General features: G+C 69.1%; 19 protein-coding genes and 1 riboswitch. Of the genes, 15 read left to right on the forward strand and 4 right to left on the reverse strand.

Going from position 1 to position 22,853, the window contains the following annotated elements:
• Positions 1-14 precede the first annotated feature (14 nt).
• The gene (locus FHS23_RS16820) at positions 15-1,526 is read left to right on the forward strand and encodes an FAD-dependent oxidoreductase (protein WP_183656513.1); all 1,512 of its coding nucleotides are present in this window, start codon (positions 15-17) and stop codon (positions 1,524-1,526) included.
• 54 nt (positions 1,527-1,580) lie between these two features.
• Here FHS23_RS16820 and FHS23_RS16825 read toward each other — a convergent pair whose 3' ends face one another.
• On the reverse strand, positions 1,581-3,497 hold the full coding sequence (locus FHS23_RS16825) for an NAD(P)-binding domain-containing protein (protein WP_183656516.1): 1,917 nt from the start codon (positions 3,495-3,497) through the stop codon (positions 1,581-1,583).
• A 249-nt stretch (positions 3,498-3,746) separates the two neighbouring features.
• Between FHS23_RS16825 and FHS23_RS16830 the strand changes: the two genes are divergently transcribed.
• The 9 genes from FHS23_RS16830 to FHS23_RS16870 all read left to right on the forward strand — a co-directional run bounded on the left by FHS23_RS16830 (position 3,747) and on the right by FHS23_RS16870 (position 14,146).
• Positions 3,747-4,397: a nitroreductase family protein gene (locus FHS23_RS16830; protein ID WP_183656519.1), complete on the forward strand. Its 651-nt coding sequence runs from the start codon at positions 3,747-3,749 to the stop codon at positions 4,395-4,397.
• Positions 4,398-4,434: 37 nt separating this feature from the next.
• On the forward strand, positions 4,435-5,994 hold the full coding sequence (locus FHS23_RS16835) for an AMP-binding protein (RefSeq protein WP_183656522.1): 1,560 nt from the start codon (positions 4,435-4,437) through the stop codon (positions 5,992-5,994).
• Positions 5,995-6,177: 183 nt separating this feature from the next.
• Positions 6,178-6,804, forward strand: a complete 627-nt coding sequence (locus tag FHS23_RS23800) for a TetR-type transcription factor C-terminal domain-containing protein (protein ID WP_183656525.1) — start codon at positions 6,178-6,180, stop codon at positions 6,802-6,804.
• A gap of 279 nt (positions 6,805-7,083) precedes the next feature.
• The gene (locus tag FHS23_RS16845; protein ID WP_183656528.1) at positions 7,084-8,019 is read left to right on the forward strand and encodes a mechanosensitive ion channel family protein; all 936 of its coding nucleotides are present in this window, start codon (positions 7,084-7,086) and stop codon (positions 8,017-8,019) included.
• A 727-nt stretch (positions 8,020-8,746) separates the two neighbouring features.
• Positions 8,747-9,580, forward strand: coding sequence for a hypothetical protein (locus FHS23_RS16850; protein WP_183656532.1), 834 nt, complete (start codon positions 8,747-8,749; stop codon positions 9,578-9,580).
• A 634-nt stretch (positions 9,581-10,214) separates the two neighbouring features.
• Positions 10,215-12,110, forward strand: a complete 1,896-nt coding sequence (locus tag FHS23_RS16855) for a DNA/RNA helicase domain-containing protein (RefSeq protein WP_183656535.1) — start codon at positions 10,215-10,217, stop codon at positions 12,108-12,110.
• A 42-nt stretch (positions 12,111-12,152) separates the two neighbouring features.
• Positions 12,153-12,410 carry a hypothetical protein gene (locus tag FHS23_RS16860; RefSeq protein WP_183656539.1) on the forward strand — a complete coding sequence of 86 codons (258 nt, stop codon included), beginning with the start codon at positions 12,153-12,155 and terminating at the stop codon, positions 12,408-12,410.
• Positions 12,411-12,847: 437 nt separating this feature from the next.
• Entirely contained in the window at positions 12,848-13,351 is a 504-nt protein-coding gene (locus FHS23_RS16865; RefSeq protein ID WP_183656542.1) for an Rv1352/Rv1906c domain-containing protein, read from the forward strand.
• A 195-nt stretch (positions 13,352-13,546) separates the two neighbouring features.
• Positions 13,547-14,146, forward strand: coding sequence for a DUF4190 domain-containing protein (locus FHS23_RS16870; protein WP_246382368.1), 600 nt, complete (start codon positions 13,547-13,549; stop codon positions 14,144-14,146).
• A gap of 151 nt (positions 14,147-14,297) precedes the next feature.
• Here the strand turns inward: FHS23_RS16870 and FHS23_RS16875 are convergent, their stop codons facing one another.
• A complete protein-coding gene (locus FHS23_RS16875) occupies positions 14,298-16,256 on the reverse strand; it encodes an aconitate hydratase (RefSeq protein ID WP_183656549.1) in 1,959 nt (652 codons plus the stop codon).
• Between the two features lie 127 nt (positions 16,257-16,383).
• Positions 16,384-16,565: riboswitch (cobalamin riboswitch) on the forward strand.
• A gap of 170 nt (positions 16,566-16,735) precedes the next feature.
• On the opposite strand from FHS23_RS16875, the gene FHS23_RS16880 reads away from it, so the two are divergent.
• The 4 genes from FHS23_RS16880 to FHS23_RS16895 are packed head-to-tail and all read left to right on the forward strand — an operon-like array spanning position 16,736 to position 20,679.
• A complete protein-coding gene (locus tag FHS23_RS16880; protein WP_343054026.1) occupies positions 16,736-17,743 on the forward strand; it encodes an ABC transporter substrate-binding protein in 1,008 nt (335 codons plus the stop codon).
• The gene (locus tag FHS23_RS16885) at positions 17,736-18,797 is read left to right on the forward strand and encodes a FecCD family ABC transporter permease (protein ID WP_183656552.1); all 1,062 of its coding nucleotides are present in this window, start codon (positions 17,736-17,738) and stop codon (positions 18,795-18,797) included. The genes FHS23_RS16880 and FHS23_RS16885 overlap by 8 nt, the downstream gene beginning before the upstream one ends.
• A complete protein-coding gene (locus FHS23_RS16890; protein ID WP_183656555.1) occupies positions 18,794-19,846 on the forward strand; it encodes an iron chelate uptake ABC transporter family permease subunit in 1,053 nt (350 codons plus the stop codon). The genes FHS23_RS16885 and FHS23_RS16890 overlap by 4 nt, the downstream gene beginning before the upstream one ends.
• Positions 19,843-20,679: an ABC transporter ATP-binding protein gene (locus tag FHS23_RS16895; protein WP_183656558.1), complete on the forward strand. Its 837-nt coding sequence runs from the start codon at positions 19,843-19,845 to the stop codon at positions 20,677-20,679. The genes FHS23_RS16890 and FHS23_RS16895 overlap by 4 nt, the downstream gene beginning before the upstream one ends.
• A gap of 26 nt (positions 20,680-20,705) precedes the next feature.
• On the opposite strand, the gene FHS23_RS16900 is transcribed toward FHS23_RS16895, so the two are convergent.
• Entirely contained in the window at positions 20,706-21,842 is a 1,137-nt protein-coding gene (locus tag FHS23_RS16900) for a glutathione-independent formaldehyde dehydrogenase (RefSeq protein ID WP_183656562.1), read from the reverse strand.
• 253 nt (positions 21,843-22,095) lie between these two features.
• Between FHS23_RS16900 and FHS23_RS16905 the strand changes: the two genes are divergently transcribed.
• Positions 22,096-22,323 (forward strand): DUF6480 family protein, encoded by a 228-nt coding sequence (locus FHS23_RS16905; protein WP_183656565.1) that lies wholly within the window; start codon positions 22,096-22,098, stop codon positions 22,321-22,323.
• A gap of 34 nt (positions 22,324-22,357) precedes the next feature.
• On the opposite strand, the gene FHS23_RS16910 is transcribed toward FHS23_RS16905, so the two are convergent.
• A complete protein-coding gene (locus FHS23_RS16910) occupies positions 22,358-22,798 on the reverse strand; it encodes a MarR family winged helix-turn-helix transcriptional regulator (RefSeq protein ID WP_183656568.1) in 441 nt (146 codons plus the stop codon).
• Positions 22,799-22,853: the final 55 nt, after the last annotated feature.

Below are 22,853 nucleotides of genomic sequence, written 5' to 3' on the forward strand. Positions count from 1 at the left end.
GGCTCGGACATCACATGGCCTACGCGATCACGCAGACCTGCTGCAACGACGCCTCGTGCGTCGCGGTGTGCCCGGTCAACTGCATCCATCCGACGCCGGACGAGCCGGATTTCGGCACCACCGACATGCTCTACATCGACCCGCGCAGCTGCATCGACTGCGGCGCGTGTGCCGATGCGTGCCCGGTGGACGCCATCTTCCCGGTCGACATGCTGAGCGAGTCCCTCAAGCCGTACGCCGACGTGAACGCCCGGTTCTACGACGGCAAACCGGTGTCGGCGGACGTGCTCGGCTCCTCGCCGGTGTTCCACAACTGGGGTGCGCCCACGTTCGACCGCACGATCTCGAGCGACTTCCCCGCGCTGGACGTCGCCGTCGTCGGCAGCGGTCCGGCGGGGATGTATGCCGTCGAGGACCTGCTGCTGCACACCAGTGCGCGGGTGACGCTGATCGACCGCCTCGACGTCGCGGGCGGGCTGATCCGCTTCGGCGTGGCGCCGGACCATCCGTCGACGAAACGGATCGACGAGACGTTCGCGCGCTACCGCGAGCATCCGCGCCTCACGTTGCGGCTCGGTGTCGAGGTCGGCAGGGACGTCACGGTCGACGAGCTGGCCGCCCGGCACGACGCGGTCGTCTACGCCGTGGGCGCGTCGTCGGCGCGATCGCTGGGTATCGCCGGGGAGCAGCTCCCAGGTAGCGTCGCCGCGACCGACGTCGTCTCCTGGTACAACGGCCACCCCGATGCGAGCGCCGACCTCGACCTGTCGTCGGAGCGCGCCGTGCTGATCGGTAACGGCAACGTCGCACTCGACGTCGCCCGCATCCTGTCCAGCGATCCGGACACGTTGGCGAACACGTCCATCTCGCAGAGTGCGTTGACGCGGCTGCGGTCCAGTTCGGTGCGGGAGGTCGTGCTGCTGGCCCGGCGCGGACCGGAACACGCCGCGTACACCGAGCCGGAACTGCTGGCCCTGACGCGGCATCCGGACTTCGATGTCGTCGTGGACACCCACGACGACCGCGTGACAAAGGCGATCGACGCCGCCGAGCCGGGGGAGAAGGCGCACCTGCTGCAGGGGGTCGCCCAGGAGCGCATCGACTGGTCGGCACCGGCCGTGGGAGGTCGGCGACGGATCGTACTCCGGTTCCACTCCTCGCCGCGCGACATGCTCGGCGACGACCGCGTGGCCGGATTGCGAACCGGCGGGCCCAAGTCCGATGTGGACATCGAAGCGGGATTGGTGGTGCGCGCCGTGGGGTACCGCGGGACCGGGGTGCGGGGCCTGCCGTTCGACGAGACGACGGGCACGATCCCCAACACGGCGGGCCGAGTGCAGGGACGCGACGGCACGTACGTCGTGGGGTGGATCAAGCGCGGCCCGTCCGGCGGGATCGGCGCCAACAAGACGTGCGCGCAGGAGACCGTCGCCGCACTGCTGGACGACGTCCGCAGCGGCACCGTCCGGACGTCGCGGGGCAGCTCGGCGAAACCGAAGCGGACCGGACTCCTCCGCCGGTCCTGACCGGGGACGGCCCACGCGACCGCGCGGCGGCCGCCCCGGGCGAGGCGGGCGGCGTCACCCCTCGTCGGCAGGCAGCGCGGGTTCGGTGCGGTAGTCGGCGAGGTCGGCGCGGCGGGTCATGGACCAGTAGTCGACGATGCGCCAGGGCATGGTCGACACCACGCGGCCGTCGGCGTTGCGGTACCAGTTGGTCATGCCGGGATGGGTCCAGAGCATCTTCTCGTGGGCCTCGTCGTGCCGCCGGGTGTAGTCGGACTCCACCTCGGGACGAACCTCCACGGCGCGCAGGCCGCGGCGGGCCATGGTCACCAGGGTGTCGACGATGTAGCGGACCTGGCATTCGGCCACCGTGATGAAGCTGCCGCCGTGCCCCAGCGCGGTCCCCGGTCCGCAGGTGATGAACAAGTTCGGGAAGTCGGGAACGGTGATGCCGAGGTAGGCGTGGGCGTTCTCGGGACCCCAGGTCTCGGCCAGCGTCGCACCGGAACGGCCCGTGACCCGCATCGGGTACAGGAAGCGGTGGGTGTGGAAGCCGGTGGCCAGGATGACGACGTCGACGTCGGCGTCGGTGCCGCCGCTGCCGCGGACACCGGTCGGCGTGATCTCCTCGACGCCTTCGGTGACGAGTTCGACGTTGTCGCGCCGCAGCGCGGTGAACCAGCCGTTGTCGAGCAGCATGCGTTTGCCGAACGGCGGATAGTCCGGCAACGCCTTGGCGATCAGATCCGGCCTTCCGTCCAATTGCGACTCCAGATACCGGGTGAAGGCGCGGCGGTGGCTGTCGTTGATCACGTTGACCGACCGGTCGGGGTGCGGCCACTCCGGATCGATCTGCAGGGCGGGGTGCACGCGGTCGTTGAAGTTCCACGCGAGCCGGGTGCGGTACCAGGCGCGGTAGAACGGGACCCGCTCCATCAGGAGCGCGACGGCGTCGTCGATCTCGCTGAAGTAGACGTCGTTGGGTGCGATCCACTGGGGTGAGCGCTGGAAGACGGTCAGCTGCGACACCGTCGGGGCGATGGCCGGTACGACCTGCATGGCGCTGGCCCCGCTACCGACGACGGCGACGCGCTTCCCCGTCAGGTCGAGCTCCTCGGGCCAGGCGGCGGTGTGGAAGATCGGGCCCCGGAAGTCGTCGATGCCGGGGATCGCGGGAATCTTGGGCCGGTTCAGGGCGCCGGTCGCGCTGATCAGGATGCGTGCGGTGAGTCGCTCGCCGTGTTCGGTGTGGACGGTCCAGGTGGCGCTGTCGGCGTCGTAGTCGGCGGTGAGGACCTCGGTGCCGAAGCGGATCACCTTGTGGAGGTCGTGGTCGTCGGCGACGCCGCGGAGGTACTGTTCCACCTCGTCGCGCTTGCCGAAGTGGGTCCGCCAGTCGCGTGGTGCGAACGAGTACGAGTAGAGGTGGCTCGGGGTGTCGACACCGGCGCCCGGGTAGACGTTCTCCAGCCAGCAGCCGCCGACGTCGTCGTTCTTCTCCAGCACGACGTGGTCGATGCCCGCCTCGCGGAGTGTGATCGCGGCGAGCATGCCCGAGATGCCGGCGCCGATCACGATGGCGTCGATGTCACCGTCCGGGGCGGCGGGCGTGGGCGACGGCGTGAATCCCATGTCCTCGGCGGCCATGTCGGCGTACTCGGCGGGAACGGCCTCGCCGTTGGCGAGTTCCAGCAGCTCGCGGAGCTCGTCACCGACCGGCGCGGGCACGGCGGGCGGGGTGCCGGTTTCGTGGGTCAGCACGGCGTCGAGTGTGGCGTCCTTGATCCGGGCCGCGACCTCGGGCGGGAAGCCGCCCGAGTCGTTGTTGTCCATACCGCGGCTGCGGCTCGGCCGGTACGGGTCCTGGAGCCAGGCGCGATCACCGGTGAGTTGGTACAGCACCGGTACGAGGGCGGGCAGGTTGGCGTGCTCGAGGGCTGCGGCGAGGTCGGCCGCATCCGTGTCACTCGTCTCCGGGGGTGTCTCGGTCACAGCAGTCGGTCCTCCGCTTCCGCCGCGCAGTGGGACTCATCAGGAAGTGGTACTCACCGAGAAGTCTAACGGCAGTTAGGTTCTGGTGGTTCCGATGAGCCGTGGGAACAGTGTCAACACGCCGCGACACGCTGCGTCAAGTTCGCTGATCATTTCGGGAGGCGTCTTGACATGTGCCTCCGGTCACAGGAGTATCGCTGCTCATAACCTAACAATGGATAGGTAATACCGATGGTGAAGGGTTGAGCAATGGAGCTGACCGACGCGATGCGCACGGTGGGTACGTGCCGGTACTACCGGCGGGACCCGGTGCCCGACGACACGCTGTACCGGGCGTTCGAGGCGGCGCGGTTCGGGCCGCAGGGCGGCAACCGGCAGCCCGTGCGCTGGATCGTGGTCCGCGACCGGGCGCGCAAACAGGCGTTGCAGGACCTGTACCTGCCGATGTGGAAGGCGTACCTCGGCGGCATCGGCGACGGCAGCGTCAACATCGGCGCCATGCCGAAGGCCGTGCGCGATGCGGACCACTTCGCCGAGCATCTCGCCGACGTTCCCGCGATCGTCGTGGTCTGCGCCGAGGTGGACGGGCTGCACCCGACGGACCTGGAGCTGGACCGGGTGTCGGTCGTCGGCGGCGGGTCGATCTACCCGACGGTGCAGAACTTCTGCCTCGCGCTGCGCGACCAGGGCGTCGCGTCGGCCGTCACCACGCTGCTGTGCCACGCCGAACCGCAGGTGCGCGACCTGCTCGAGATCCCCGACGACTTCCTGACGGCCGCGCACGTCACCGTCGGCTATCCGGAGAAGGGCTTCCCGACGAAACTGTCGCGCAGCCCGGTGGCCGACATCGTCGCCGCAGAGACCTTCACCCGGCCTTACTTCGCCGACGCCGCCGTCTGAGCCGGCCGCAGGCGACCCGATCCCCGCAGGAGACACCGTGCCCGACCTCGCCCCGCACCACCGGACCCCGCTGGGCCGCGCGACGATCGGTGACCAGCTGCGCAGGCACGCCAGGACGCAGCCGGACAAGGTCGCGTTCATCGCCTATGGCGCCGACGGCACCCGCACCGAGACGACCTACGGCGCGCTCAACGAGCGGGCCAACCGGTTCGCGCACCTGTTCACGGCACGCGGACTGGGCCACGGCGGCAGGATCGCGTCGATGGCACGCAACAGCGTCGACGTCGTCGCGGCCTACTACGGCGCCCTCAAGATCGGTGCCGCGTTCACCGGGGTGAATCCGCTGTACCGCGAACCGGAGGCGGCGCACCAGCTGAGCCACAGCAGGGCGACGCTCGTGCTCGCCGACCCGGACTTCCAGGCCGTCGTCGACGCGGCACGGCCGCCGGACACGGCACGGCTGACCTACGGCGCCGATCTGGACGGGCTGCTGGCCGAGCAGCCTGCCGACGAGCCGGACGTCGCCGTGGACGAGAACGACGTGGCGCTGATCGTCTACACCTCCGGCACCGAGGCCAGCCCGAAGGGCGTGCTGATCCCGCACCGCAACTACCTCGCCTCCACGGCTCCGGCGTGGGGCTGGGGACTGGACACCGGACCGCGGGACACGTGGCTGTTCGTCATGCCGTTCCACACGATCGCCGGGCTGGGCTCCATGACCAGCCTGACGCTGATGGGAGCGACGCTGGTGCTGCCCGCGACGGTCGAACCGGCCGCAGCCCTGCGGATCATCGCGGCCGAGCGGATCACCGTCATCGCGCAGACGCCGACGTTCTACACGGCGTTGTCGCAGGAGCCGGCGTTCGGATCGGACGCGGTCGGCCAGGTGCGCCGGTGCATGACCTACGGCGGGCTGATCCCGCCGCACGTCGTCGAGGCCTGGGCCGCGGCGGCGCCCGACGTGATGTGGGGGACGTACTGGGGCCAGTCGGAGCTCTCGCAGCTCGGCACCGTCGGGTTCTTCCGCACGCTCGACGACGTCCCCGGCGGTGACGCGGCGTGGATCGGCAAGCCGGTCACGCACCTGGAGATCCGCGTCGTCGACGCCGACGGCAACGACGCCGAGGTCGGCGAGCTGCTGTGCCGTACCCCGTCGGCCATGCTGGGCTACCTCGACGATCCGGAGCGCACCGCCGAGGTGTTCCGCGACGGCTGGGTCCACACCGGCGACATGGTGCGCATCGACGGCGAGGGCAACCTGTTCTTCCACGACCGCCTCAAAGACATGATCAAGACCGGCGGGATGAACGTGTCGTCCCAGGAGGTCGAGCGGGTCGTGTACGGCCATCCGGGCGTACTCAGGGCCGCGGTCGTCGGCATGCCGGACGCGTACTGGTCGGAGGCGGTCACGGCGTTCGTCGTCCCGGACGGCGACCACGAGGTCACCGCCGAGGACGTCGTCGCCGTGTGCCGGGAGCGGCTCGCCTCGTACAAGGTGCCCAAGGCCGTGCACGTGGTCTCGGAGCTGCCCGTGGATCCGCAGGGCAAGATTCTGAAGCGGCAGCTGCGCGGGCAGGTGGCGAACGCGCCTGCCTGAGCCCTGTGCGGTGTCTGGGCAGGGCTGCCGGATCGGCGGGGTTGCTGGAACGGCAGGATTGCTGGAGCGGTGCCCGCGCGGTGCGCGATAGTGATCGCGCCCGCGCGGGTGTGTGGCTGACATGCGGGCAGGTAGGCGGACACGGCGGCACCGGGTGGTGGCGCGAGGGGAGACGTGGAACGGGTGGCCGAGCCGACCGACGGGGCCGAACCGGCGAACCGCACGGGCTCGCGCACGGAGCGGAGTCGTGGCCGGCGTGCGGAGATCGTCACGGCGGCGGCGCAGACCTTCGCGACCCGCGGGTACGGCAACGTCGGAATGCGCGACATCGCCGAGGCCGTCGGTATCCGCGGGGCGAGCCTGTACCACCACTTCTCGTCGAAAGAGGAGATCCTCTACGAGATCTGCCTGGCGGTGACACGGGAGCCGGTGGAGGAGAACCTGCCGCTGCTCGACGCGGCGGGAACCCCGGCGGAGCGGCTCGCCGGCCTGCTGCAGGCGCACATCCGGCAGTTGCGCAGGCGGCGGGTGGAGCACCTGGTGGCGTTGCACGAGCGCACGTCGCTGACGGAGGAGCACCTGGCCGAGGTCGACCGGTATCGGCAGTACTACCACCGGCGGGTGCGGGACGTGATCGCCGCGGGCATGCGCGCGGGCGAGTTCCGCGAGCTTGACCCGAAGCTGGTGGCGCTGGGCATGCTCGACATGCTCAACGGGGTCAGCGGCTGGATCCGCGGGGCGTCGGACGACGACGTCGAGGACGTCGCCGACACGTATCTGCGGATGCTGTTCGACGGCCTGCGCCCCTGAGGTGAACAGGCTGCGCCCGTGACGTGCCGGGCTGTGCCTGTGACGTGCTGTGCCCGGCTGCGCTGTCCTGAGGTGGCGGGCTGCGCTTGTGAGGCGCCGGTGACGTCGGCCGGGGCGATGAAGCCGGCGGGAAGCTGATGCACCCCGACGTGCTGGTCACGGGCTGTTTCGCAAGGTTGGCGGCGCCCCGCGTGCGGACGACGCGAGGGTGGCTGCCTACCCTGCCAGGTGACGCCGAGTACGTGTCCGCTGCCAGCGGAAGAGGGGAGACCCGTGCCCATGCCTCCTGTCCAGGCCAATGCGTTCGTGGACTGGTTCAATGAGAACTCCACGGAGATGGTGTCCGGTCTGATCAACATCGCGATCATCGCGGTGCTCGCACTGGTGCTGCGTGCGATCGTCGGCCGGGTCATCGACCAGCTGGCCAAGCGGATGGTCAACTCGCGCGAGCGGATCGACAAGGCGAAGGCCAAGGCGGCGAGCCGGGTCATCAAGCAGAGCAACGACGGCCGCGGTGAGCGGCAGCGGCAGCGGGCGAACACGATCGCCTCGGTGCTCAAGAGCGTGGCGTCGTTCGTGATATTCGGCATCGCGTTCGTGACGATCCTGGGGCAGTTCGGGATCAACATCGGCCCGATCATCGCGAGCGCCGGTGTGATCGGTCTCGCGATCGGGTTCGGTGCGCAGAGCCTGGTGCAGGACTTCCTGTCCGGCATCTTCATGATGGTCGAGGACCAGTACGGCGTGGGCGACGTCGTCGACGTGGGCGACGCGGTCGGCACGGTCGAGGCGGTCACGCTGCGGATCACGAAGATCCGCGACCTCAACGGTGGGCTGTGGCACGTGCGCAACGGCGAGATCATGCGTGTCTGCAACATGAACCAGGACTGGGCCAACGCGGTGGTGGAGCTGCCGCTGGACTACTCGGTGAACCTGGACGAGGCGAAGGCCGTCATCCAGCGCAACATCGACGAGTTCGCCGACAACCCGGAGTTCGCACCGAAGATCATCGAGCGGCCGTCGATCACCGGTGTGGTCGGCATCGGCAACGGTGCCGTCACGGTGCGGGTCATGGTCACCACGCAGCCGGGCGAGCAGTGGGCGATGGGTCGCGAACTGCGCGGCCACCTCAAGGCGGGCCTCGACGCCGCGGGCGTCCGCGTCGCCTACCCGATCCTCCCCCTGGCCAACGCCGGCGCTTCCCAGTCCGGCTGACGCGGGCACGCCGTGTTGCGGATCCCGGGGCTCGTGTTGCGTTCCTGGGAGCCCGTGTTGCAGGTTCCGGGGCTCGTGTTGCGTTCCTGAGGGTCCGTGTCGCGGATTCCGTGGCGCGGGTTCTGCATCCGGGACGCCGTGTTCTGCGTTCGTGCATGCCGCTAAGACCCCTGCGGGGACGAGTTACGTGGTTTGAGCCGCTCGCCGGATTCGTACCGGCGAGCGGCTCTTCGTGTCGATACAGCTGCGCCGGTGTAGGCGTGTCGGCGTCTGCGTCGCGGCACCTGCGGGCCTGGCGGGCGTCGGCTTGTGCCGGTGGAGTCCGGTTGTGGACGGTCACTTCCCAGGTACGGCGCTGAGTTGTGGGCAACTCGCAACGGTCAATGGTCAATGGTCGAGATTTTCCACTGATTCCATTCTGGCGTGGACCATTCATGCTCGTGACCGCCCGTGTTGTCGATGGGCCGTCGTAAAGCACCGAGCGTGATCGTTTGTCACGCCGCGATCACATTCCACTGAAGTGGGAAACATTTCCGGTCGCGCCATCGAAGGGCTTCGGTGTGAGCACGAGAAGCGGGGTGTGGCTTGCGTGTTCACGCTGTTCCGGCGCGTCATCCGACGTGGTGACGACAACAGTCCACTGTGGAATTCGACGTTCCCGCATCGTCCGAGAATCGGAAGGGTCACGACCCCTCGGGCTGTGCGGTTGCAACAAGAAAGAGAGACGATGAGGAAACTGTTGACCATTCCTGCTGCGGTGGCGGGTGTATTCCTGTGCGTGTCCCCCGCGGCGGCTGACGAGGGAACCTCGGTCAGTATCGGCAGCGACGAGTGCGGCATCGCTACCGTGACCTTCACCAACCCGACCGACTTCGAGTTCTTCGGCGATTACCAGGTCGGCTCCGAGAGCGGCACGGCCGACGAGGTCACCGGCGAGACCATCGCCGAGGGCCCGCTCGCCGGCCAGAAGTGGGGCAACGTCTTCCACCTGACCCCCATCGCGGCGGGCGACGAGGAGACGGTCCCCGTCGAGGTGCCCGTCGACACGCCGGATCTCAACGGCGACGGTGTGATCACGGTGCGGGCCTGGATCGACCGCGGCCCCGAGCAGCACTTCTTCGCACCTGCCGAGTCCGTCGACGTCGACCTGTGCGAGCCCGAGCCCACCACACCCCCGAAACCGGAGGAGCCCGGCGACGATCCCGAGAACCCCGGTGAGGAGCCCGGTGAACAGCCCGGTGGCGAGAATCCGGGCGACGAGCCCGGGAACCCGGAGAAGCCGGGCAACGACGGTGACGACAAGGGTGGCAAGGGAGGCGACAACGGTGACGACAAGGGCGGCGAGCCGTCCGAGACCGACGACGGCGTGGCTCCCGTGACCATGCCCGGCCCCACCTCGTCGGCCCCGGTGACGGTCGACGCGGTCTCCGCCAACGACGACCTGGCCGACACCGGAGTCAGCGGCACGCTGATGTGGCTTGTGCCTGCCGGCGCGGCGCTGCTCGCTGTCGGCGGCGGCACGGTGTGGCTGTCCCGCCGCAAGGGAGAGCACGGCGCCTGACCGGCCCGGCTTTCCCGGCGGGGATCCGCCGTGTTCGTCCTGTCTCTTCACGATGTCCTCGCAGCGCTGGAGCAGTTCCTGCGCAGCCATCAGCGCCGGCGGACATCGAGTGGGTGCACGCCGACTGATCCGAATGGCAGGGACTCGACTCCACCGGCGAAACGTCTCCCACAGGTACGCCGGCGCTGTGAGAGGCGTGGAAAAGGTCGTCCTGGACCCCGCGCCGTGCAGCTCGGAGCCGGGTCAGACGAGCGGCTGTCACGAGTACCTACCCGTATCCTCCCGGCCGGTTCTCGCTGGCGGTGTTCGGCACGGACGCGGCCGGTCCGAGGGACACGCGGCACGAGGGTTGAGCTCGAGTTCGGGCCCAACACCGAGCCCGGGGAAGGGGACCGAGACGCTCATCGGCAACTGTGCGGACGTCGGTGTGGTACACGCTTCCGGCGACTGTACTCCTGGAGTTGTTGATATCTCCTGGGTTCATGCGTAGCCGTAGTGGCGAGTCGTTCAGTCGCGCCGTAGGTACTACGGTTAGGATGATCGACCGAAATCGCGGCCCGACGGGCACCGAAGTATCGCTTCGTCGCTGCCCCCACCCGCGCGTGGATCACGCGTGTCCAGTGGGGGTTCAGACGTGGCGCTCGTCCGTCGAAGTGCGGCAGACCTGCTCGAGGAAGCGAAGGCCGACCGACTGCATCAACTGCTTTCGGAACAGGCGAAGTTCCAGCTCGAAAGCCGCGCCGGAACCGGCGAGGTTCGATCGTGGCGACGCAGCCTTCCCGTGCTCCTCCGTGATCTCACGGATGCAGGCCTCGGCCACGTGGAAGTCCTGTTGGAGCACAAGCTGCCGCACAGTCCCAAACGGGTCGACGCGGTGCTGTGCGGAACGCACCCGCGGACCCGCGAACCGAGCTACGTCCTCGTCGAACTCAAGCAGTGGTCGGAGGCCGAGCTCGTTCTTGCCGACCTGGTGCGTGTCGCAGCGTACGGGAAGGAGCCCGTGCTCCACCCGGTCGACCAGGTCCGGCAGTACTGCGAGTACCTGGTCGACTCGACCCCGTCACTGGCGGCGCAGCCGCATGTGGTGCACGGCGTCGCCTACCTGCACAATGCGCAGACCTCGGGGATCGCGTCCTTGAAGCAGTACACGCCGGACGAGTACGGCCGCATGTTCACGTTGGACGACAAACAGGAGTTCGTCGAGTATCTGCGCGGTAAGCTGGATCCGCACGGTGATCGACAGACTGCACGCACCGCCGCCGACGACTTCCTGAACTGCCACCACGCACCGTCGAAGCCACTGCTCAAGCTGGCCGCGCGCGAGATTCAAGAGCGTGACCAGTTCGTCCTTCTCGACGAACAAAAGGTCGCCTACGAGCAGGTCATGCACGCGGTGGACCGTGCGCGTACCGCCAACACGCGAACGGCCGTCGTCGTTCTCGGGGGGCCTGGATCCGGCAAGAGCGTCATCGCGCTCAACTTGATGGGCAACCTGGCTCGACGGGGACGGACGGTGCACCATGCGACGGGTTCCAGCGCCTTCACGAGGACCATGCGCAAGACCGCGGGTAAACATGCGCCTCGGGTGCAGAGTCTTTTCAAGTACTTCAACAACTACACCGCGTCCGAACCTCGCGAGCTCGATGTGCTCATCTGCGACGAGGCGCATCGCATCCGCGAGACCAGCGTAAATCGGTACACCAGGAAGGAGGTTCGTGCCCAGGCGGGCAGGCAGATCGACGAACTGATCGACGTGGCCTGGGTGCCTGTGTTCCTGTTGGACGAAAACCAGATCGTGCGGCCCGGGGAGATGGGTTCGTTGGACGAGATCACGACGGCGGCTCGGGCCAAAGGCTGCGACGTGGAAATCGTTCACTTGAAAGGCCAGTTCCGCTGCGGTGGGTCGGCGGCATTCGACACCTGGGTCGAACGGCTAGTCGGACTGGACCGGCTTCCTCCGACGTCGTGGAGCAACGTGGCTTCCGCACTTGACGACGACTTCGAACTCGCCGACGTGGCGTCACCGGAGGCCATGGAATCATGGCTCTTGGCGAAACAGGCTGATCATGCCGGCACCACGGCACGCCTCGCGGCAGGCTATTGCTGGCGCTGGAGCGACCCGGTCGCGACCGAGGACGGGAAACACCTCGTTGACGACGTGACGATCGGCGAGTGGGCGAGACCGTGGAACGCCAAACCGGGGAAGCGAGTTCCGGACGCACCCGAGTCGTACTACTGGGCCTCTGACGAACGGGGCTTCGGGCAGGTCGGCTGCATCTACACCGCACAAGGATTCGAATACGACTGGGCGGGCGTGATCTTCGGGCCCGACTTTGTCCGTCGCAACGGGCAGTGGGTAGCCCGCCGCGAGTACTCCCACGACCCTGCGGTGAAAAAGGCCGATGACCTGCATTTCGGGGCCCTGATCCGCAACACCTACAAGGTTCTGCTCACGCGCGGCATGGCCGGGGCGTGCGTGTACTCGACCGATCCGGAGACTCAAGCATTTCTTGAGCAGATGAGCCGCTGATCCCGACCGCTGCACAGTCGGAGATTCCGTCGTGGAGCGTTGTTGAAGGTTCAGCTCGACGGCAATCGTGGTGCCTCTAACGTGCCGTTCAGCTTCGTCGAGATCGGCGCCGACGGCCTGTCGCATCCGGCGGAGATCGGGTCGTGCACCGACTACGAGGACGAGCTCTCGTCCAACTTCGGCGTGAACCAGAAGTACAGCGGCACCATCGAGATCGTCGTCCCCGAGGCGAGCGGCACGCTCGCACTCGACCCGGGAGCGATGGCCGACAGACCGTCGGGCTGGGAGTGGACGTACTGATGGACGCCGTGTCCAGCATGTCTCGTCGCGAGTTTCCGGTTCCGCCCGGTTAGGTTTCGTTCGCATGGTTGCCGTTTCGCCGCGGTGGTCCCGAATTCGTGAATTATTTCGTTCGCCCTGGGTCACAGAACCATAAATGTGTGTTGCGTTTCGCGGTGCTCGAGCGATGAACGGGTACGCGCCGAGGTGATCCATCGGGCCCGATGCTGGTTCCGGGCCGTTTTCGCTGGGGCGCAGTATGGCAGGCATTCAAGGGAACCGGCGGCGGTGGAAGGTCTCGCTGGGCTGCTCGGCCGCTTCGAGATGGCGGTACAGGCCGCGGCGCTGACGGCGGCGCCATACCACCGAAGTAACCGGTGAAATTCGTCGCCGGGCGAGGGGGAACGACCATGAATGTGTACTCAAGTGATGCGACGCCGCGGCGTAGGCGGTGGCCGATGGTGGTCGCGGTGGTTGCGGCTTTGCTGGTCGGTACGGTGATCGGTGCAGGGTCGGCCGGTCTTGCACATGAGGAGCAAGCCACTGCGGCAGCACAACCCACGAAGACGGTCGCCAAACCCGCTCCGCCGCCGAAAACCGAGACGGTCACCGAGTCGGCCGCGCCGATCACCGAGACGGAGACGGAGACGGTGATCGAGTCTGATCTCGCCGAGTCGGCCCCGGTAGAGCCTGCGCCGGACGAGTCTGCGGGTGAGAATGAGGCGGGCGGTCTGACGATGGGCATGTACCAGGTGGGTGTCGACGCGCCGCCGGGCCGGTATGTGACCGATGGTCCGACGCCGGACGACCCGATGGGCTGCTACTGGGAGCGCACCAGTGACGACTCCGGGGAATTCGACTCGCTTATCACGAACGGGATGCCGATGGGTAAAGCGTCGGTGACTGTGGAGGAGGGCGAGTTCTTCAGCGTCGAGGGCTCGTGTGTGTGGTTTCAGGAATGATCTTGGGGTGTCGGTGTTCGTCCGTCTGTCACGGACGAACGGCTCACTGTCAGGATCATATCTGAGAGTGGTTCGAAGATCACCCGTTCAAAAAATCGTCAAGGATATGTCCTGCTCGAGATCTGTATCGGATCGACGGCTCTGTCAGCGAACGACGAAAGAAGTGTCGTCATGTCAAATCCCACTCCGCACTCAATGTCGCCCGGTTCGGTAAGCCCGTCTCCCGTAGTACCCCGTAACGGGCTCGGGACCGCCGGTTTCGTCCTGGGCCTGATCGGCCTGATCTTCTCGCTGATACCACTGATCGGTGTGATCGCTTGGCCGCTGGTGATCCTGGGGCTCGTCTTCTCGCTGATCGGGTTCTTCCGCGCGCGAGGTGGGAAAGCGACCAACAAGGGAATGTCCATCGCGGGAATCGTGGTGTCGGCCGTCGGCCTCGTCATGTGCATTCTTTGGCTCGGCGCCTTCGGTAACGCGGCCAATGAGGTCGACAAAGAGGCCAACCGCGAGACGGCCATCCGTTACGAGGTCACGGGCGACGCGCGGAATGCGTCGGTCAGCTACACGACGTTCGGTGACGGAACTACGTCGACGAGCGAGGAGACGGTCGCTGAGCTGCCGTGGTCGAAGGATCTTACGACGAAGGGGCTGTTCTCGGGTGGCAGTCTCACCGTGAGTACCGGCGCCGAGGGTGGCAGCGTGACGTGCACTGTGACGGTCGACGGGCAGGATGCCAAGTCGAGCACCGCCACGGGTCAGTTCGCAACGGCCTCTTGTGACGGGTTCGGCGGCTGAGCGACGTGAAGGAGAGCCACGCCGCGCTCGGTGAGGCGACGCGGTTCTCCTGCCGCGCACATTGTCGGGGCGCGTCGGCTCCGTGGGCGTTCGAAGCCCCTGGGTTCCGCACTCCGGGGTTCGAAACACGGGCCACTCACGACCCAGCCACTCACGACACCGGGGCCGAACTCTGTGCCAGCAACGGGATCTTCCCGCCGGCGAGCACGGCGTCGCGTTGCCGCTGCGACAGGGTGTGCCGCACTTCGTAGCTCCGGTCCTGCGTGGCGTTGTACACCGACAGGCGCGCGTCCGGCTCGCTCAGCAGCCGGCGCAGGTCCTCGACCACGAGTGTGTCGTCGGCGTCGATGCGGGCGTAGTCCTCCGGATCGGAGAACTCGAGCGGCAGGATCCCGAAGTTCGCCAGGTTCTGCCAGTGGATCCGCGCGAACGACACCGCGATCACCATCCGCAACCCGAGGTGTCGCGGCGTGATCGCCGCGTGCTCGCGCGACGAACCCTGCCCGTAGTTGCGCCCGCCGACGATCACGTGCCCCGAACCGCCGGCCGTCTCCTGCGCCCGCGCCGGGTAGTCCGGGTCGATCCGCGTGAACGTGAATTCCGCCAGCGCGGGCACGTTCGACCGGTACGGCAACGCGGCGGCGCCCGCGGGGGAGATCTCGTCGGTCGACACGTCGTCGCCCACCTTCAGCAGCACCGGCGCCTCGATCCGGTCCGGCAACGGCGGGAAATCCGGCAGCGACGAGATGTTCGGACCCTTCGTTAGCTCCACGTGGCGCGACTCCTCGGGCTCAGGCGGTGCCTCCAGCATGTCCGGGTTGACCGTCGCCTGCTCGGGAAGCTCCAGTGTCGGCTCCTCGATCCCCAGGTCCCGCGGGTCGGTGATCACGCCCTCGAGGGCGCTGGCCGCGGCCGTCTCCGGCGAGCACAACCACACCGAATCCTCCGGCGTGCCCGACCGGCCGGGGAAGTTGCGCGGGAACGTGCGCAGCGAGTTGTGCCCCACGGCGGGCGCCTGGCCCATGCCGATGCACCCCATGCACCCCGCCTGGTGGATCCGCGCACCCGCCGACACCAGGTCGACCGTGGCGCCCATCTTCGTCAGGTCGGCGAAGATCTCCCGCGAGGTCGGGTTGATGTCGAAACTGACACCGCCCGCGGTCTGCCTGCCGCGGACCATCGCGGCGGCGATCGCGAAATCCCGCAGCCCCGGGTTGGCCGACGAGCCGATGATTGCCTGCCCCAACGGCGTACCGGCCACCTCGCGCACCTCGACGACGTTGTCCGGCGCAGACGGCTTCGCGATCAGCGGCACCAATGTCGACAGGTCGATCTCGTCGGTCACGTCGTACTCGGCACCGTCGTCGGCGGTGATCTCCACGAAGTCCTGTTCCCTGCCCTCGGTGCGCAGGAACCGCCGCACCGCGTCGTCCGAGGGGAACACCGTCGTCGTGGCACCCAGCTCGGCGCCCATGTTCGCGATGACGTGGCGGTCCATCGCCGACAACGTGTCCACGCCGGGTCCGTGGTACTCGATGATCCGGTTCACCGCACCGGACACCGTGTGCCTGCGCAGCATCTCCAGGATCACGTCCTTGGCCGACACCCACGGCGGCAGCTCACCGGTCAGCCGCACGCCCCAGACCTCCGGCATCCGCACGTACAACGGCTCGCCCGCGATCGCGGTCGCCACGTCCAGTCCGCCGACACCGATCGCCAGCATCCCCAGCGACCCGGCCGCCGGGGTGTGGGAGTCGGAACCGACCATGCTCGTGCCCGGCACGCCGAACCGCTGCATGTGTGTCGGGTGCGAGACGCCGTTGCCGGGCTTGGAGTACCACAGGCCGTACCGGCGGCACGCCGAACGGAGGAACGCGTGGTCCTCGGCGTTGCGCTCGTCGGCCTGCAGCAGGTTGTGGTCGACGTACTGGACGCTGACGTCGGCGCGGGTGCGCTCGAGGTCGAGCGCCTCCAACTCCTGCATCACCAGCGTGCCGGTGGCGTCCTGGGTCAGCGTCTGATCGATGCGGATCCCGATCTCCTCACCCGGCGTCATCGTGCCGCTCACCAGGTGGTCGGCGATCAGCTTCTGTGCGACGTTGCGAGGCATGCGTCCTCCTTCGCCCGGGGGAGTCCGCAGGGTGGAGTTGCCACAGCGGCGCCTGCCGAAACGTTCACACCGATCTCGCCGCCCGCCCGTGTGAGGGCCGCCACGGCATGCGCCGCCGGTGCGCCTGTAAGGTCCATACCGCCGTGGTGCACGGGAATCCGGTGGAAAACCGGAGCGGCCCTCGCCACTGTGATTCGGGAAGTGCTGCGCCGTTCGACGATCGGGCCACTGGAACGCCACGTTCCGGGAAGGCAGGCGCAGCGCGTACGACCCGTCAGCCAGGAGACCGGCCACGGCACCGTGCGATGCGATCGCACACACCGATGACCCGATCCACGAGGAACTGGAGGGGCGGGCTGACGATGTCATTGCCGCTGCGCCGGAGGCGCTCTGCCACCCTGCGCCGGAGGCGCAACTCTGCCACGACCACTTCTCGACGTGCCGCAACCCCGCGTGCCGTCACCCGGCGAGCCGCGGCGGTGGGCGTCGCGGCCCTGACCGCGGTGGCGACGGCGTGCGCGCCACCGCCGCCGCAGGCCGCGTCGACGTCGGGGGAGGCGATCAGCAGGGACAACTGCGGGATCGACGTCGCCGTCGGCGGCCCGCCGGAGCGCGTCTACGCGGCCTACCAGCCGGGTATCGAGATCGCCCACGCGCTCGGCATCACCGACCGGCTGGTCGGGACGGCGTTCCTCGACGCGCAGGTCCTGCCGGAGTACGTCGACCAGCAGGCGAGCGTCGAGTACGTGCCGAGCCTGCCGAGCAGGGAGGCGCTGCTGGAGACGAAGCCGGACTTCGTGTTGTCCGGTTTCAACGGGTTCTTCGCCGAACAGAGCGCGGACAGCTCGGTCGGCACCCGCGCGAGCCTGCGCGAACTCGGCGTGCAGAGCTGGATCCTCTCACCGCTGTGCCCGAGCGAGGACGGCCTGACCGACCGGTCCATCGATCCGGCCACGGTGACGGTCGAGAGCATCTTCCGGGACCTGCGTGATCTCGGTGCGCTGTTCGAGGTCGAGGACACCGCGGAGACGGTCATCACCGACATGCGCAGGCGCATCGGCGACGTCGAGAAGCGCGTCTCCGGTGCCGAGCGGCCGTCGGTCGCCATCGTGTCGCCCAACGACGACGGCAGCTACGGCGTCGCCAGCGGCATCGACTTCGGCTCGCACATCATCGAACGGGCGGGCGGCACGAACGCCTTCGCCGACCTGTCGGACAAGCGCAACGTCGACATCGGCGCCGAGGAACTGGTCGAGCGCGACCCGGACGTCATCCTGACCGACGCGTGCTGCAACGCCGACATGACCAGGCGGGACGCGCAATCGGAGGTCGACGCCATCCTCCGCGACCCGGCGTTGGCCGACGTCACCGCCGTGGCGGACAGGGCCGTGCACCCGTTCCTGTTCGCCGACCGCTCCGCGGGCGTGCGCGCCGCCCACAGCATCGAGCTGGTCGCCTCCATCCTCCACCCGAACCGCGTTGACTGAGGGCGGCTCGTCGACCGTCGCCGAAGCCCAGCGCATCCTCACCGAGCCCGCGGTCGGCGCTCGCCGGCCGTCGACAGTGGCCCGGTCGGTGTCGGTGGTGGCGGTGCTCGTCGTCGCCTGCGGACTGTCCCTTGTGGTCGGAAGCTATCCGATCCCGCTGTCCGATGTGCTGTCGGCGATCGTCTCACCGGGTACCGGCGCCGTGGATACGATCGTCCGCCACGTGCGCATCCCGAGGACGATCTCCGGACTGTTGGCGGGCAGCGCGCTGGGCGTGGCCGGCGCGGTGATGCAGGGGCTCACCCGCAACCCGTTGGCGGGACCGGGCATCCTCGGCATCAACGCCGGCGCGTCGCTGGCCGTGGTGACGGCGATCGCGCTCGGCGTGACCACGGCGGGCGGTTATCTGTGGTTCGCCTTCGCCGGGGCCGGTGCGGCAGCGCTGCTGGTCTACGTGCTCGGCTCGCTCGGCCGCGGCGGCGCGACACCGGTCAAACTGGCGCTGGCCGGGGCGGCCCTGAGCGCGATGGTCGGGTCGATGACCACCGTCGTCACCCTGCTCGACGCGGCCACCCTGGACCAGTACCGGTTCTGGGCCGTCGGCTCGCTCACGCGGTCCGGAGCCGATGCCGCAGCCGCCGTCGGACCGTTCCTGGCGATCGGGTTCGTCCTGGCGGTCGCGGTCGGCGGCAGTCTCAACACACTCGCCCTGGGCGAGGACGTCGCCAGGAGCTTGGGAACACGGCTGGTGGTGGTGCGCGTGTTCGCGGCGTCGTCGGTGTTGCTGCTCGCCGGTGCGGCGACCGTCATCGCGGGCCCCGTCGCGTTCGTCGGCCTCGCGGTGCCGCACATCGCGCGCATCCTGGCAGGTCCCGACTACCGGTGGATCATGCCGTTGTCCGCGCTGCTGGGCCCGGCCCTGCTGCTCCTCGCCGACGTCGCCGGTCGACTGCTCGTGCAGCCTGAGCAGCTGCAGGTCGGCATCGTCACGGGACTCGCAGGCGGGCCGTTCTTCCTCTACTTGGTGCGTCGGCGGAAGGTGGCGCAGCTGTGACGGCCCGGCGGGACACACTGCTCCTCCACCCGGCAGGCCGCGGGGTCGCGTTCCGCGTGAGCAAGCGTTCGGTGGTGCTGACGGCCGCGCTCGGACTCTGCGCCGGGGCCGTGGCCGTGCTGTCGCTCGGCCTGGGGGAGTTCGACCTGCGCCCCGCCGACACGCTGCGCGTACTCGGCGGGGGAGGCACGCTCATCGAGTACGACGTCGTCGTCCGGGACAGGCTGCCCCGCGCGGTGACCGGCCTCGGCGTCGGTGCGGCCTTCGGGCTGTCGGGCGCGATCCTGCAGCGCATCGCCGCGAACCCGCTGGTCAGCCCGGACGTGATCGGGGTGAACGCGGGCGCCTCGTTCGGCGCGCTGCTCGTGATCACGGTGTTCGGCGGCGCCGGAGCGGCCCTTGTGCTCGGCGGGCTCGCCGGCGCCTTGCTGACGGCCGCGGCGATCGTCGTCCTCGCACTCGGCCACGGCCACGGCGGTTATCGGCTCGTGCTGGTGGGCATCGGGATCGCGGCGATGCTCTCCTCCGCGATCTCCTTCCTGCTCGTGCGGGCCGAGTACCGGCAGGTGCTCAGCGCCGCGTCGTGGCTCACCGGCAGTCTCGCCAACCGCGGAGCGCTGCACGTCACCATCATCGCCGTCACCCTGGCCGCGGCCGTGGCAGTGCTGCTGGTGTTCGGCAGGCACCTGCGCGTCCTCGAACTCGGCGACGACGTGGCCAGCACCCTCACCGGCGGGGCCGGCAGGGTCCGGCCGGTCCTCATCACGACCGCCGTGGTCCTCGCGGCCATGGCGACCGCGGCCGCGGGGCCGATCGGGTTCGTCGCCCTCGTCGCACCGCAGATCACGCGGCGGCTGCTGCCGGGCGGCCCGGCCCGGCTCGCCCCGGCCGCCGCGACGGGTGCCCTGCTCGTGATCGCTGCCGACCTCGCGGCCCGCCTCCTGTTCGCACCCACCGAACTGCCCGTCGGCGCCGTGACGGGAGTGCTCGGTGCGCCCGTGCTCCTGTACCTGCTCGCTCGTGCCAACCGGATCGGACACACCGGATGACTGCTGACCCGAACCCGACCACGACGCCGTCGGCCATCGAGCTGTCGGCCACCGGCCTCACCCTCGGCTACCACGCCCGGTCCGTGGTGCGCGACGTCTCCGTCACCGTGCCGCCCGGGCGGATCACGGCCATCGTCGGCGCCAACGGCAGCGGCAAGTCCACGCTGCTGCGCGGCCTCGCGCGGCTGATGACCCCGCGCCGGGGAGCCGTGTTGCTCGACGGCCGCGACATCGCGGGGATGGCCGCGAAAACGCTTGCGCAGCGCCTCGGACTGTTGCCGCAGCAGCCCCTCGCTCCGGACGGCATCACCGTGTCCGACCTCGTCGGACGCGGGCGACACCCGCACCAGCGCTGGTTCCGCCATCACAGCGACGCCGACGGCGCCGCCATCGCGAGCGCCATGGAGGCCACCGGCATCGCCCACCTCGCCGACGAGCCGGTCGACGAACTGTCCGGTGGTCAGCGGCAACGGGTCTGGTTGGCGCTCGCGCTGGCCCAGGACCCCGACGTGATGCTGCTCGACGAACCCACGACCCACCTCGACCTGGCGCACCAGATCGACCTGCTCGAGCTCCTCGCCGACCTGAACGCCCGGCTCGGGCGCACCACGGTGCTCGTCCTGCACGACCTGAACCTCGCGGGGCGCTACGCCCACCACCTCGTCGCCGTCACGGACGGCCGCATCGCCGCCGAAGGGGCGCCGGCCGAGGTGCTCCAGCCCGACACCGTCGCATCGGTGTTCGGATTGACCTGCGAGGTGATCGACGACCCGCTCACCGGAACCCCGATCGTGCTGCCCCGCCCACCGGCGGACTCCCGTCGCAGCACGTGACGCGAGTCCGCCGGTGGCCGTCGGGGTCAGCCGGTTGGTTGCAGCAGCACCTTGGAGTAGCCCTCCTCGCGCTTGTCGAACCGGGCGTAGGCGTCCGGCGCCTCGGCGAGCGGGAGCTGCTTCGACACCACGAAACTCGGCTCGGCCCTGCCCGCGACGATCAAGTCACGGAGTTCGTGGGCGTAGGCCTTGGCATCCGCCTGGCCGGTCCCCATCCGCAGGCCCTTCTCGAAGAACTTGCCGACCTGGAACAGCAGGATGCCCTGCGCGGCGTTGTCGTCGGGCGCGCCCGGATCGGACGGGAGATACAGCCCGACGACGCCGAGCGACCCGGTCGGGCGCACCGTGTCGACCAGCTGATTGAGCACGAACGCAGGCTGTTCCTCACCTTCGGGCGCCGTCGCCTGGTACCCGACCGCGTCGATTCCCCGGTCCACGCCGTCGGCGCGGACGGCGTCGGAGATCTGCTCCGCCGGATCGCCCCGGGTGAAGTCGATCGGCTCGGCCCCGATCCGCTCGGCCAGCTGCAGCCGGTCGGCGACCTTGTCCACCGTGAACACCCGGCTCGCACCCTTGAGCAGGGCCGAGTAGGCGGCCATCAGCCCGACCGGGCCGGCCCCGTAGACGGCGACCGTGTCACCAGGACGGACCCCCGCCAGCTCGGTGGCGTGGTATCCGGTGGGGAAGATGTCGGCCAGCAGCGCGAAGTCGTCCTCGTGCTCGCTGCCCTCCGGCAGCGGCACGCAGTTGAAGTCGGCGAACGGAACCCGCAGATACTCGGCCTGTCCGCCGCGGTAGGGGCCCATGCCGACGTACCCGTAGGCGCCGCCTGCGCCCGGCGGATTCACGGTCAGGCAGAACGCCGACTTGCCCGCCCGGCAGTTCGTGCAGAAACCGCAGGCGACGTTGAACGGGAGGACGACCCGCTGTCCACGTCGGACACTCGTCACCCCGTCGCCGACCTCCTCGACCACGCCCATGTTCTCGTGGCCGAACACCGTGCCCGCCTCGGCGTCGGTGCGGCCCTCGTACATGTGCAGATCGGAGCCGCAGATCGCCGTCGTCGTGATCCGGACGATCACGTCGGTCGGCTGTTCGAGGCGCGGGTCGTCGACGTCGGACACCGACAGGTCGTAGGGACCCTGGTACACGACCGCCTTCATGGCCACCTCCCGGTAAGTAGGGAATCGAACGGACATTCCCGGCCTACCCGGAGGGCCGTCGTCGGTAACGGGACCGGCGCGGGACGACTGTGTGCGCACGACCGGGCCCTTCGGCGCCGCGACCGCCTGTCCCGGCCGCGGCCGGTTCCGTTTCGGGCGGCGCCGATCGCGGGTACTCGGCCGGGTGATCGAGCGTCGGCGCGGCTGGATCGCGCGGACGTCCCGAGTCCCGGCCGAATTGCGAGGCACGTCGATGACCGCTCAACCCCCGGACCCGGCACCGGAGGAGACCCCGGGTCTCGAACCCGGCGGGAGCGTCCGGCCCGGCGACACTCCGCCGGAGTCGGGTCAGACGTCCGGACTGTCGCACCGCGAACCCGAGCCACCCCGGGTACTGCCGGTACTGACGATCGTCCTGACCGTGCTGGCGGCCCTGCTCGTCGCGGGCATCTTCGTGGTGATGATCTTCCAGATTTGGTGATCGCGGGTTCGTGCCGCGCCCGCTCCGACGCGGTTCACTCCGGTGCGAGCCGTTGCCAGATGCGTGCCAGATCGTGCAGATCGTCGTCGTCGAGGCGGTCGAAGAAGAGCGTCCGCAGCTCGGTGTACTGCCGTTTCCACGCCTTGCGCAGCAGCGACCGGCCGGCGGTCGTCAGCACGACGTCGACCGCGCGGCCGTCGGTGCCCGACCGGGTGCGTTCGATCAGGCCGCGGCGTTCCAGCCGGTCGGCCAGCCGCGTGAAGCCTCCCGTCGACATCAGTCGTTCCCGCGCGAGGTCCGACATCCGCATGCCGTTCCGTCCCGCCTCGCCCAGCCGGGCCAGCACGCTGTACTCGGCCATCGACACGTCGAGCGGTGCGAGCGCGGCCTCGATGTCACGCCAGATTCGGTCGTGGGTGTGCAGGAAACCGCGCCAGGCGTCGTCCTCGAGTTCGCTGAGTCGCGGGGTCGTCATGGCAGGCACGGTACTCGGCGGCGGGTGCGTGCTCACGTGGAGTGGCAGTCCGTGC

This window comes from Prauserella isguenensis (assembly GCF_014191605.1).
GTDB classification, from domain to species: domain Bacteria; phylum Actinomycetota; class Actinomycetes; order Mycobacteriales; family Pseudonocardiaceae; genus Prauserella; species Prauserella isguenensis.